This window comes from Pedobacter sp. Leaf250 (assembly GCF_920984735.1).
In the GTDB taxonomy this organism is placed as follows: Bacteria; Bacteroidota; Bacteroidia; order Sphingobacteriales; family Sphingobacteriaceae; genus Pedobacter.
In genome coordinates, this window is record NZ_CAKLBU010000034.1 from 15236 (window position 1) to 27518 (window position 12283).

Annotated in this window: 13 protein-coding genes; 10 read left to right on the forward strand and 3 right to left on the reverse strand. The window is 35.4% G+C overall.

From position 1 onward, the window contains the following. Nucleotides 1-68 precede the first annotated feature (68 nt). From LUA91_RS20180 to LUA91_RS20200, 5 genes are all read left to right on the forward strand, one after another. Nucleotides 69-749, forward strand: a complete 681-nt coding sequence (locus LUA91_RS20180) for a DUF1080 domain-containing protein (protein ID WP_231427920.1) — start codon at nt 69-71, stop codon at nt 747-749. Nucleotides 750-867: 118 nt separating this feature from the next. Continuing rightward, complete coding sequence (locus LUA91_RS20185; protein WP_231427921.1) at nt 868-2079, forward strand: nucleoside permease; 1212 nt, start codon at nt 868-870, stop codon at nt 2077-2079. 1 nt (nt 2080) lies between these two features. Further along, a complete protein-coding gene (locus LUA91_RS20190) occupies nt 2081-2977 on the forward strand; it encodes a hydroxypyruvate isomerase family protein (protein WP_231427922.1) in 897 nt (298 codons plus the stop codon). Between the two features lie 6 nt (nt 2978-2983). Further along, a complete protein-coding gene (locus LUA91_RS20195; protein ID WP_231427923.1) occupies nt 2984-3859 on the forward strand; it encodes a sugar phosphate isomerase/epimerase in 876 nt (291 codons plus the stop codon). A gap of 14 nt (nt 3860-3873) precedes the next feature. Then, nucleotides 3874-4743: a sugar phosphate isomerase/epimerase gene (locus LUA91_RS20200; RefSeq protein WP_231427924.1), complete on the forward strand. Its 870-nt coding sequence runs from the start codon at nt 3874-3876 to the stop codon at nt 4741-4743. A gap of 86 nt (nt 4744-4829) precedes the next feature. Here LUA91_RS20200 and LUA91_RS20205 read toward each other — a convergent pair whose 3' ends face one another. Together LUA91_RS20205 and LUA91_RS20210 are read right to left on the reverse strand one after the other, a co-directional pair. After that, the gene (locus tag LUA91_RS20205) at nt 4830-5444 is read right to left on the reverse strand and encodes a FlgD immunoglobulin-like domain containing protein (protein ID WP_231427925.1); all 615 of its coding nucleotides are present in this window, start codon (nt 5442-5444) and stop codon (nt 4830-4832) included. 24 nt (nt 5445-5468) lie between these two features. After that, nucleotides 5469-5849 (reverse strand): lamin tail domain-containing protein, encoded by a 381-nt coding sequence (locus LUA91_RS20210; protein ID WP_231427926.1) that lies wholly within the window; start codon nt 5847-5849, stop codon nt 5469-5471. 49 nt (nt 5850-5898) lie between these two features. On the opposite strand from LUA91_RS20210, the gene LUA91_RS20215 reads away from it, so the two are divergent. The 5 genes from LUA91_RS20215 to LUA91_RS20235 all read left to right on the forward strand — a co-directional run bounded on the left by LUA91_RS20215 (nt 5899) and on the right by LUA91_RS20235 (nt 11041). Next, nucleotides 5899-6888: an aspartate-semialdehyde dehydrogenase gene (locus LUA91_RS20215; RefSeq protein WP_231427927.1), complete on the forward strand. Its 990-nt coding sequence runs from the start codon at nt 5899-5901 to the stop codon at nt 6886-6888. Between the two features lie 131 nt (nt 6889-7019). Continuing rightward, complete coding sequence (gene dacB, locus LUA91_RS20220) at nt 7020-8426, forward strand: D-alanyl-D-alanine carboxypeptidase/D-alanyl-D-alanine-endopeptidase (RefSeq protein WP_231427928.1); 1407 nt, start codon at nt 7020-7022, stop codon at nt 8424-8426. A gap of 12 nt (nt 8427-8438) precedes the next feature. After that, a complete protein-coding gene (locus LUA91_RS20225) occupies nt 8439-8798 on the forward strand; it encodes a hypothetical protein (protein ID WP_231427929.1) in 360 nt (119 codons plus the stop codon). A 25-nt stretch (nt 8799-8823) separates the two neighbouring features. Continuing rightward, nucleotides 8824-9948 (forward strand): alpha/beta hydrolase, encoded by a 1125-nt coding sequence (locus LUA91_RS20230; RefSeq protein ID WP_231427930.1) that lies wholly within the window; start codon nt 8824-8826, stop codon nt 9946-9948. A gap of 67 nt (nt 9949-10015) precedes the next feature. Next, a complete protein-coding gene (locus tag LUA91_RS20235; protein WP_231427931.1) occupies nt 10016-11041 on the forward strand; it encodes an FAD:protein FMN transferase in 1026 nt (341 codons plus the stop codon). Here LUA91_RS20235 and LUA91_RS20240 read toward each other — a convergent pair. Continuing rightward, entirely contained in the window at nt 11036-12154 is a 1119-nt protein-coding gene (locus LUA91_RS20240; RefSeq protein WP_231427932.1) for a Fic family protein, read from the reverse strand. The genes LUA91_RS20235 and LUA91_RS20240 overlap by 6 nt on opposite strands. Nucleotides 12155-12283 lie beyond the last annotated feature (129 nt).

Consider the following 12283-nt stretch of genomic DNA (forward strand, 5'->3'; position numbering starts at 1 on the left):
TTGCGAGGTATGAAGCAATCCTATATTGAGATTACTTCGCACCTCGCAATCACGGTAAATAATACACCATGAAAAAAATCATTCTATCTGCCTGCATTTTGTTGGCAGTAACACAAATATCTCAAGCTCAAAAAGGTTTTAAACCATTATTTGATGGAAAAACCACTGCCGGATGGCATACTTATAACAAATCGACTGTTGGTAGTGCCTGGCAAGTTCAGGATGGTGCTTTGCACTTAGATCCAAAAACCAAAGGCGCTGATGGTGGTGGCGATTTAGTTACAGATAAAGAATACAAAGATTTTCATTTAAAATATGAATGGAAAGTGGCTCCAAAAGCAAACAGTGGATTAATCTTTTATGTTCATGAGGAACCAAAATACCATGCTACCTACTCTACTGGATTAGAAATGCAGGTTTTAGATAATGACGGGCATCCGGATGGAAAAATTACAAAACACCGTGCTGGTGATTTGTATGATTTAGTTAAAAGTAAATCAGAACCGGTTAAAGCAGTTGGCGAATGGAACAAAGCAGAAATCATCAGTAAGAAAGGAAATTTAACACTTATTTTAAACGGTGTTGAAGTAGTAAAAACTACCCTATGGGATGAAAACTGGAAAAACCTGGTTGCAGGAAGTAAATTTGCCAAATGGGAAAATTGGGGAACTTATAAAACTGGTAAAATTGCCCTTCAAGATCACGGCGATGAAGTTTGGTATAAAAACATCTCGGTAAAAGAACTATAATCCTGATGGAAGATGTAAGAGGGACAATGGAGAATGTTAAAACCATGAGCCATCTTACATCATTCAACTTATCATCCATTTAACATTTTACATTCTTCTAAAACAATTAACTAGCCAAATGAATAGCACTACTCGCTTTAAACTTTCTACCATGATGTTCCTGGAATTTTTTATCTGGGGAGCTTGGTTTGTAACAATGGGGACATTCCTTGGAAAAAATTTATTATCCAATGATGTTCAAATAGGCTCAGCTTACAGCACACAATCTTTGGGAGCTATTATTGCACCTTTTATTATCGGGTTAATTGCAGACAAATTTTTTTCAGCGCAAAAAGTATTAGGTATTTTACATTTAGTTGGAGGGGTACTTCTATGGATTGCAGGAACCTCACTAAATTTTGATGCCTTCTTCCCGTTTATTTTGGGTTATATGATTGCATTTATGCCGACTTTAGCTCTTGTTAATTCCATTTCATTTAAACAATTAAAAGATCCGGGAAAAGAATTTCCATCTATCAGAGTCTTTGGAACTATTGGCTGGATCATTGCAGGTTTAATAATTGGTTGGTTAAATTGGGAGCAATCTGGAAATTTAATTTTAACATTTAAGACGGCATCAATTGCATCAATAATCCTAGGCATATTTAGTTTCTTCTTACCCAACACCCCTCCAATTAAGAAGGGTGAAAAGACTTCAATTGGCGACATCTTAGGTCTTGATGCTATTGGATTACTTAAAAATAAATCTTACCTGCTATTTTTCATCGCTTCAGTAGCTATATGCATTCCTTTAGCATTCTATTATAATTTTACTAATCCGTTTTTAAACGAAGTAGGAATGAAAAAAGCCGCTGGGGTTCAGTCTTTGGGTCAGGTTTCGGAAACGTTATTTATGTTATTGATGCCGCTATTTTTTGCTCGATTAGGCGTAAAAAAAATGCTGGCAATAGGAATGATTGCATGGGTTGTTAGGTATTTATTTTTTGCATTCGGTAATGTGGAAAGTAATTATTGGATGTTAATTGGTGGAATTGTATTGCATGGGATTTGTTACGATTTTTTCTTCGTTACAGGACAAATTTATACAGATAGACTTGCAGGAGAAAAATTTAAAAGTGCTGCTCAAGGATTTATCACACTTGCAACTTATGGTGTAGGAATGTTGATAGGATCAATCATTTCAGGCATGGTTGTAAATAGATATTCATTAGATGGTGCTCATGATTGGTATGCAATATGGCTTATACCGGCTGGAATTGCTGGACTAGTAGCTTTATTATTTATTTTATTTTTTAGAGATAATAATAAATCTGAAGCCAAAGCAGTTTAAAATGTCTTTGAGCTTAAATAGAAGAAATGCATTAAAGAACATCATTGCAGGAACCGCTGCAATTGGTGTTTCTTCTAATTTATCAACATTTGCTTTGGATCAATCAAATTCCATAATTCAGCATGTTTCCAGTTTAAAGGGAAACATTAATCATTCTGTGTGCAGATGGTGTTTTGATACACTTGATATGGAAACGCTTTGTATTGAAGCAAAGAAAATCGGAATAAAAGGAATTGATTTAGTTGGCCCAAAAGATTGGCCTATATTAAAAAAACATGGACTTGAATCAACCATGTGTAACGGTGCCGAAATAAACCTGGTTGATGGATTTAATGATGAAACGTTTCATCAAACTTTAATCAAAAATTATTCGAATATGATTCCATTGGTTGCAGCGGCAGGTTATAAAAACCTCATTTGCTTTAGCGGTAATCGTAGAGGTAAGGATGATGAAACAGGATGGAACAATTGCGTTAAAGGTCTTAAACAGATATTGCCGTTGGCAGAAAAACATGGTGTAGTTTTGGTAATGGAATTACTAAACAGTAAAATCAATCACAAAGATTATCAATGTGATAAAACTGCATGGGGCGTTGAGCTTTGTAAAAGATTAGGTTCAGAAAATTTTAAATTGCTGTATGATATCTACCACATGCAAATAGATGAAGGTGATGTAATCCACACCATAAAAGAAAATCATCGCTATATTGCACATTACCATACCGCCGGTGTTCCCGGAAGAAATGAAATTGATGAGAACCAGGAGTTAAATTATCCTGCCATTATGAGAGCCATTCTCGGAACCGGCTTTAAAGGTTTCGTTGCACAAGAGTTTATACCCAAAAATGCAAATAAATTAGCTTCTCTTAAACAAGCAATTTCTATTTGCGATATTTAATTAATTATGATGTTATCAAGAAAAAGTTTTATCCTTAGTAGCTGTATTGCAATTGCAACAGTAATTTTAGTCCCATCATTTGGTTGTTTAGCGCAGAAAAAAGCAGTCGGCTTACAGTTATATTCATTGAGAGATGAATTGCCTAAAGACGTTAAAGGAACTATTGAAAAAGTTGCCAAAGCTGGTTTTACTGAAGTTGAACTTTATGGCTTTTCGATAAAAGATCAGTTTTGGGGTATGAATCCAATTGAATTTAAAAAGCTTTTAGATGCGAATGGTTTAACTGCACCAAGTGGTCATTATGGTTTGGGCACTTATCTAACTGATGGAAATACGGCAGAATTAGAAGAGGCAATTGTTGCTGCAAAAGTATTGGGAAGTGAATATGTAACCATCCCCTGGTTGGATGAAAACATCAGAAAAACTGCAGAAGATTATAAAAAGATTGCCGCAAAAATTAATATTGCTGCCAAAATGTGTAAAGATGCTGGCTTAAGATTGGCTTACCACAATCATGATTTTGAGTTTAAAAAACTAGGCGAAACTACAGGTTACCAGATTTTGCTTAACGAAACAGATAAAAACCTGGTTGATTTCGAACTCGATTTATATTGGGTAGTTCGTTCGGGAAATGATCCAATTAAATTATTTACTGATAACCCAGGGCGTTTTACCATGTGGCACGTTAAAGATATGGACAAAGCAAATCCAGCATTGAATGCCGAAATTGGTACAGGAAGTATCAAGTGGAAACCTATTTTTGCCGATGCAAGGCTTTCGGGTATGAAGCACTTTTTTGTCGAGCATGAAACCAACTATAAACCAAATCCTATGGAATCTGTTGCCGCAAGTTGTGCATATTTGAAAAAGAACATTTTGTAAATCTAAATCTATCTATGAACGCTAGACGAACTTTCTTGAAACAAGCTGGACTTATGGCTGGTGCTTCTTTGGTTATTCCATCTTTCGCTTTTGATAAAGTGAATAAAAATGTGGGTTTGCAATTGTACACACTAAGAGATGATTTACCAAAAGATGTGCACACCGTAATAGAGAAAGTTGCACAGGCAGGTTACAAGGAAGTAGAAACCTATGGTTTTGCTGATGGTAAGTTTTGGGGTTTAACACCAAAAGAATTTAAGGCGCTTTTAGAAGCAAATGGTTTAAAGGCTCCTAGCGGACATTACCTAATGGATGAGTTTTCTAAAGATGGTAATATCGATAAGTTAAAAATTGATATAGATGCTGCCACTTCAATTGGTGGAAAATATTTTACCATAGCTGGCGCACATGTAGATACTAACAAGGGTATTGATGGTTTTAAGAAAACCGCCGAAGATTTTAATAAAGTTGCTGAACTGGCAAAAAATGCAGGTTTAAAGTTTGCTTACCACAACCACGATTTTGAATTTAAAAAATTTGGTGATACAACCGGTTACGATGTTTATTTATCAGAAACAGATAAAAACCTGGTAAATTTTGAGTTGGATTTGTATTGGGTAGTTCGCTCAGGTAATGATCCATTGGCTCTTTTCAAGAAATATCCAGGCCGTTTCCCAATGTGGCATGTTAAAGATATGGATAAAACAAAACCAGAATGGAATACTGAAGTAGGCAATGGTTCAATTGAATTTAAATCGATTTTTGCACAAGCAGATTTATCCGGAATGAAACATTTCTTCGTTGAACATGAAAGCAATTATAAGCCAAACCCAATAGGTTCAATTAAAACAAGTTGCGATTATATCAAGGCAAATTTGATATAATTTCATCCTCAGATTAAATAGTTTGATACAGATGTTGCGTCAATTTATTTAATCTGCGGGATTAATATCTAATCATGCCAAGAACTCTAATTCAATTTCCCCGCCAGCACGCAAGTATTTTTTATTCTTTTAACATTTCCTTTTAAATCGAAAACATCAAACACAACAACATAAATTCCAATTGCTGCTTTTTGCCCATTATCAGTTAATCCATCCCAGGTTAAGCTACCATTTGTGCCAATGGTTTGATTCTTTAGCAATTGTTTAATCAACCTGCTTTTATCATTATAAATATTAACCGTTGCCAAGCTTGCATTTTCAGCAACCTGATATTCCAAGATCATCAAATCTTCAAAATTGTCGCCATCAGGAGAAAAGGTTTTTGATAACAGCCGAGCATAATTTTCATTTCCACTTAATTCTTGAGAGTTTTTGTAAGTAGGTGTAGCAAAGCCAGCGGTAGCCGCAGCCGATTTAAAATTACCAGGCTCATTGCTTGCAGCAGTAAAAGAAACACGCTCTAAAGAAATCCCATCTTCATCCTGAATTAAAGGATGATGGATTTTTGCATTGTAATCCAAACGATCCAAAATCTGGTTATTGCTCAATAAAATAACCGATCCTTTATCATTATTAAAAGCTGGCAAACTGCTGATTTGTACAAATTGATTTGGAAATTTAGCTTGATAATTCAGTTTCACATTGGCTTGATTGGTGGTAATTACTCAATAACTTCCAGGCTTAATCATCAGCCTTGCTGTAGAAACATTTTTAATATTAGCTGGTGCGCCAACAACATTCGCATTTGCCAGTTGCAATTCTTTAAGATCAATTTCGTGATTTGAATTGTTGTAAATTTCAACAAAGTCAGCCCCGCCGGTTCTTGGATTGAACAGAATTTCAGAAATCAGAATATCTCCCGCATTAATGATGCAATTCTTATTCACCGCTACAAAATTTACCGTTTTTGATTTGCTATATACTGATTTTTCAGGGATGGATGGCACAACAATTCTCATCAACTGATCGTTTGGATAGTTGAGGCTTAGAATATTTACCGCAAATTTAATGTGTAACAATAGGGATATAAGCGTAATTTTTACCATATTTGGGCTTATATCAAATGTTTAATAAATATAATAATTAAAATTTAAAATGAAAGTAGCAGTTGTAGGTGCAACCGGTTTGGTTGGTACCGTAATGTTAAAAGTATTGGAGGAAAGAAATTTCCCTTTAACAGAGTTAATTCCCGTAGCATCAGAAAAGAGTGTTGGTAAGGAAATTACTTTTAAGGGTAAGAAGTTCCCAATCGTTAGCATGGATACTGCAATTGGCATGAGACCAGACATCGCTTTGTTTTCTGCTGGTGGAAATACGTCATTAGAACATGCTCCACGTTTCAAAGAAGCTGGTACAACGGTTATAGATAATTCTTCGGCTTGGAGAATGGATCCAGCAATTAAACTGATTGTTCCCGAGGTTAATGCGCACGAGCTTTCTATTGATAATAAAATTATCGCCAACCCAAACTGTTCTACCATACAAATGGTGGTGGTTTTAAAACCCTTGCATGATAAATATAAAATCAAACGTGTAGTGGTTTCTACTTACCAATCGGTTACTGGTACAGGTGTTAAAGCCGTTGAGCAATTAATGAACGAACGTAAAGGTGTTGATGGTCCGAAGGCTTATCCTTACGAAATTGATTTAAATGTTCTTCCTCATATCGATGTTTTCATGGAAAATGGTTACACCAAAGAGGAAATGAAAATGGTTAAGGAAACGAACAAAATCATGAGCGATAATAACATCAAGGTTACGGCTACAACTGTTCGTATTCCTGTAATGGGTGGTCACTCTGAATCGGTGAATATCGAATTCGAGAATGATTTTGATTTGGCTGAAGTTCGTAGTATTTTAGAAAAAGCGCCAGGGATTATCGTTGTTGATGATGTGGCAAACTTAAAATACCCAATGCCTAAAGATGCTCATGAAAAAGATGAGGTTTTTGTTGGTCGTATCCGTAGAGATGAATCGGCGCCGAAAGCTTTAAACCTTTGGATTGTTGCTGATAATTTACGTAAAGGTGCAGCAACAAACGCAGTTCAAATTGCAGAATATTTAATTCAGAAAGAATTAGTTTAGTAATTATACGTCGTGCTGAATCAGTTCAGCATCTTAATTGCAGACTCTGAAATAAATTCGGAGTGACGATAACTTAGTAAAGTGATGTGTTTGTTACACATCACTTTTTTTATTTCATTTATTTTTACCACATGAAGTTTTTTAAGCCTGCAATACTTTTTATTTTCCTCTCTATAAACTGTTTAGCTCAAAACAGAATCCAAAACCTAGAAAAAGCTTTCAAAAATTTACTGGCCGATGAACAGGCTAAACATGCCATTATTTCGCTTTGTGTTTTGGATGCAAATACAGGTAAAATACTTTTCGCAAAAAATGAACAGATTGGTTTGGCAACGGCTTCAACCTTAAAAACGATTACCGCAGCCACAGCTTTTAGTATTTTGGGTAAGGATTTTCAGTTTCAAACCACTTTGGCCTATTCTGGAAACATTACTACAGATGGAGTTTTAAAAGGAAATTTAATTATTGTTGGTAGTGGCGACCCTACTCTGGGTTCGTGGCGATATCAGAATAAAGAAAATGCTGTTTTAACACAGTGGGTTGCCGCAATAAAAGCAGCGGGAATTAAGAAAATTGAAGGTGTAATTATTGGCGACGACCGCATTTTCGGTACGCAAACCACTCCCGAAGGTTGGGTTTGGCAAGATATCGGAAACTACTATGGTGCAGGAACATCTGGTTTAGCCTGGAGAGAAAATCAGTTTGATATTCATTTACGGCCAGGTTCAAGCACAGCTGATGAAGTTAAAGTAGTAAAAACTGTACCTGAAACACCGTATGTACAAATTATAAACGAGCTAAAAACAGGTTCATCAGGTACTGGCGATAGAAGTTATGCTTTTCTTCCTCCATACAGCAACCTCGCTTATTTGCGTGGTAGCTGGGGTATGGGAATTGGCAAAACAGGAATTTCAGTTGCACTCCCCGACCCGACTTTCGATTGTGCCTATCGTTTGCAGGATACTTTGAAAAGATTAGGAATACCAACAAATCAACAAGCTACAACTACAAGATTAATGGCATTGAATAATCAATCAATTCCTGTTGTAACTCAGAAATTAAGTACCATCAGTTCTCCTCCCCTAAGCGAAATCACTTATTGGTTCTTAAAGAAAAGCATCAATTTATATGGAGAAACGTTATTAAAAACCATCGCTTTAAAATCGGGTAAAGCAGCTACCACAGCAAAAGGTGCTGAAACTGAAATTAATTTTTGGGCCAATAAGGGAATTGATAAATCAGCTTTAAATATTATTGATGGCAGCGGACTTTCTCCTGGCGATAGAGTAACAACATCGGCAATGGCCAGTATTTTATTTCAAATTCAAAAAGAAAATTGGTTCGCTGATTTTTATAAAGGTTTACCAGAATATAACGGCATGAAAATAAAAAGCGGAACCATAAACGATGTTTCGGCTTTTGCCGGTTATCATACCGATGCCGCTGGAAATAAATATGTAATGGTAATCAATGTTAATAATTACAGCGGAAGTGGAATAAACAAAAAACTATTTAGGGTGTTAGATGAACTTAAATAATCATTAGAAGTAATGCCATATTTTATCAAAAACCTTCAAACTGTAGATGGTTTGATTTCAAATTTATACGGAAATGTTTCTGTTGAAGAAATGACCAAAACCATTGGTTATCATTTAGAACAACAAGGATATAAAGTATTAGATCAGGGATTTGGAAATTTAACATTGGAAAAAGGTAGCCGGATTCAAAGAATTTTGCTTGGTGCTTTCGTTAAATATTACAAATTTAGTGTAACGATGACTCCCACCCCCGAAAAAGAACTGATGGTTAATATCTTTCAGCAATCAAGTGGAATGTCGGGTGGTTTAATAGGAATGAACCAGGTAAAAACAGAATTGGCTAGGTTAAACTTTGTATTTGCCAATCTTTAAATCATTATCAATTGACAAATCTTTTATGATAGGAAGATTATTGACGATATTTTTTCTACTGCCTTTAGTTACTGGCGCACAGCTTAAGGTATTGATTAACGTAAGCGTTCCAAAGCAGATTAATGATAGCTTATTTATAGCAGGGAATTTTAATGATTGGAACCCAAGAGGGAAAGCACTTGTTTTAAATCAGAAAATTAACAATAGCTATTCCATTCAGCTGAGCTTACCAAAAGGTTTTTATGAATTTAAAATTACCCGTGGAAGTTGGAGTAAGGTAGAATCGCAGGCAAATGGAAAATCCATTGAAAACAGAACATTCAATTTAAATGTTGATACAACTATGGATGTGAGTATTGCAAATTGGGCTGATCATTTTACACAGGTTGATGAAAAATATCACTACGGGGATCATGTTCATATTGTAGATACAGCTTTCTTTATGCCTCAGCTAGATAAGCATCGCCAGATCTGGATTTACTTGCCTAAAAATTATTCTAAATCAAAAAAGAAATATCCTGTTATTTACATGCAGGATGGGCAAAATCTTTTTCATGCAAATCCACCCAGGGCAAACGAATGGGCTGTTGATTCGTTATTGGATAGTTTAATTCGTGAGGGCTCAAAAGAAATGATAATCGTTGGAATAGACCACGCAGGAAAAGATCGATTAAAAGAATATAATCCATATGATAGTCAATATGGAAAAGGCGATGGGAAAGCTTACGTACAATTTTTAGTAGAAACTTTAAAGCCTTACATAGATTCGAAATACAGAACTTTGAGGGATGTTAAAAACACCTCTATTGCGGGAAGTTCAATGGGCGGATTAATTTCCATGTATGCCATTGCTAAATATCCAAAGGTATTTGGCTCGGCGGGAGTTTTTAGTCCGGCATTTTGGTTGGCACCGAAAATATATGATGATATAAAGGACAGATTAGCCGGATTAAAAAACAGCAAAATATTTTTTGTGGCTGGCGATAAGGAAGGTTCGGCAATGGTTCGCGACATGAAAAAAGTGCATAGCATTGTAAATCCTGATGGTATAAATAAAAATATCATGCTTTTAGAAATAGAAGATGGGAAGCATACCGAATGGTTCTGGCATCGTGAGTTCGTACCTTTTTATCAATTTATTTCAAAGTAAGATTATTTTAAGGTCAATCGCCCAAGCTTTCCTAACTTTGGAAATCATTAAATACTAAATTTTGGTTTTGAAAAGCAAATTAATTATCCTTCTACTCCTATCCTTTTTCACCAGCACCGCACAAGTACTTAAAAAGCGTACAACCTTGTTAATGGGCAGTAAGTTTGAAATTACTATTGTAGCTGCTGATGCAGAAACTGCTCAGACAAATATTGATACAGTAATTGCCGAAATAACCCGAATTGAATACTTAATTTCAGATTGGAAGCCACAAACACAAATTTCTGAAGTAAATAGAAATGCAGGAATTAAACCTGTAAAGGTTGACCAAGAAGTTTTTGAGCTTACCAAACGAGCGCTTCATCTATCTAAAATAACCCATGGAGCATTTGATATAAGTTTTGCTGCAATGGATAGAATATGGAAGTTTGATGGGTCAATGACTGAAATGCCCGATGAAGTGGCAGTAAAAAAATCAATGGAAAAAGTTGGTTATAAAAATATCATTCTTGATAGTTTAAATAGCACCATTTTCCTTCGGTTAAAAGGAATGAAAATTGGTTTTGGTGCGTTAGGAGAAGGTTATGCCGCCGATCGATGCCGAAACATCATGCTTGCAAAAGGAATTAAAGCAGGTATTGTGAATGGCTCTGGCGACATGAGTAGCTGGGGAAAGCCTCCCAAAGGGAAAAACTGGATAATTGGAATTACGAATCCATTTCATAAAGACAGTCTTTTCGCTGTAGTTCCACTCAAAAATGGTGCTGTAGTTACTTCTGGAACTTACGAGAAGTTTGTAACTTTTAATGGAAAACGTTATTCGCACATTATTAATCCAGTAACTGGTTATCCTGCTACAGGTTTAACCAGTGTAACAGTATTTGGTCCGGATGCAGAACTTGCAAACGGCTTCAGCACCTCCATGATGGTTTTAGGGAAAGATAAAGCCCTAGAGTTTATCAGTTCATACCCAAAATATAGTTGCATTATGTTTGGCGATGATGGACAAGTGTATCACTCTAAAAACATCAATGAGAAGATGTTAAAGAAGTGGAAAAGAGGGGGATATAAAACTTCCAAAAAACGACTATAAAGATGCTAAATTATAACTTGTACTTCTACCGCCAGCTGCTTCTTTAATCAATATACCACGTTCAATCAAATCATTAATGTCACGACCGGCGGTATCTTGAGAACATTTGGCTATTTTAGCCCATTTCGAAGAATTAAGTTTGCCATTGAAACCATCGAGCAATTTATTTAACATTAATTTTTGTCTTTCATTAATGTTAATAGGTGAAAATTCTCTCCAAAATCTCTCTTTATTCCTTATTGTATTTAGGATACCATCTGTATTAATTAGCGCTGAATCGTAGCAAAGAAGAAACCACTCCAACCACTCGGTAATATCCAAATTGCCTTTTTGTGTTTTTTCTAAAATGTTATAATAATTTGTACGTTCCGCTCTAATTTGAGATGACATACTGTAAAAACGTTGCGAAGTTTCATCTGCTCTAGCCAATTGCATATCCGCTATAGCCCTCGCAATTCTTCCATTTCCATCATCAAATGGGTGAATGGTTACAAACCATAAATGAGCTATTCCAGCTTTTAATATAGGATCTAAATCTTTAAAATTGTTAAACCATTTTATAAATTGAGACATTTCATGATCTAATAATTCTGAATCTGGCGCTTGAAAATGAACTTTTTCCCTACCCATAGCGCCAGAAATAACTTGCATTGGATCATCTTTTGCATTTTTACGCCAATTTCCAACCTCAATTTTAAACCCACCACTTCTACCTGTAGGAAATAATGATGCATGCCAGCCAAATAATCTTTCAGAACTAAGTGGTTTAGTATAATCTTGAGTTGCATTTAACATCATTTCAACCACACCATCCACATGTCTATCCGATGCAACTAGACCACTAATTTCTAGTCCTAATTTTCTTGCAATCGAAGAGCGCACCTGATCATGATCAAGTATTTCACCTTCAATTTCACTTGATTTTAATACATCTTCTGTAAGGTTTTCTAGTGTGGTTGCTTCCCTTAAATCAAATCCAACAGATTCCATTAGGCCTAGTAATTTGCCTTGCTTATATCTAACATTGCCTAAAATATTACTTAGAGATTTTTCATCCCAAGTAAAGTTTGGCCAAGATGGAGATTGATGGATATACATATATGTAACTTTCATTTCAAACTTACATAAAAAGTGAGGAATTATAATCGCGTTCAATAAAAATTAAGACCACTTCATCGATCTTTATTAACTTTATAATGAACTAAAAAACAAAGTTGTTATGGAAAGATGTTGTGGTCTTGA

Bases quoted from the DNA above. Each gene is read 5' to 3' on its own strand.
- dacB (WP_231427928.1), top strand. From the start codon at position 7,020: ATGAAGTTTTTTAAGCCTGCAATACTTTTTATTTTCCTCTCTATAAAC.
- LUA91_RS20215 (WP_231427927.1), top strand. From the start codon at position 5,899: ATGAAAGTAGCAGTTGTAGGTGCAACCGGTTTGGTTGGTACCGTAATG.
- LUA91_RS20200 (WP_231427924.1), top strand. From the start codon at position 3,874: ATGAACGCTAGACGAACTTTCTTGAAACAAGCTGGACTTATGGCTGGT.
- LUA91_RS20185 (WP_231427921.1), top strand. From the start codon at position 868: ATGAATAGCACTACTCGCTTTAAACTTTCTACCATGATGTTCCTGGAA.
- LUA91_RS20190 (WP_231427922.1), top strand. From the start codon at position 2,081: ATGTCTTTGAGCTTAAATAGAAGAAATGCATTAAAGAACATCATTGCA.
- LUA91_RS20195 (WP_231427923.1), top strand. From the start codon at position 2,984: ATGATGTTATCAAGAAAAAGTTTTATCCTTAGTAGCTGTATTGCAATT.
- LUA91_RS20225 (WP_231427929.1), top strand. From the start codon at position 8,439: ATGCCATATTTTATCAAAAACCTTCAAACTGTAGATGGTTTGATTTCA.
- LUA91_RS20230 (WP_231427930.1), top strand. From the start codon at position 8,824: ATGATAGGAAGATTATTGACGATATTTTTTCTACTGCCTTTAGTTACT.
- LUA91_RS20210 (WP_231427926.1), bottom strand. From the start codon at position 5,849: ATGGTAAAAATTACGCTTATATCCCTATTGTTACACATTAAATTTGCG.
- LUA91_RS20240 (WP_231427932.1), bottom strand. From the start codon at position 12,154: ATGAAAGTTACATATATGTATATCCATCAATCTCCATCTTGGCCAAAC.
- LUA91_RS20180 (WP_231427920.1), top strand. From the start codon at position 69: ATGAAAAAAATCATTCTATCTGCCTGCATTTTGTTGGCAGTAACACAA.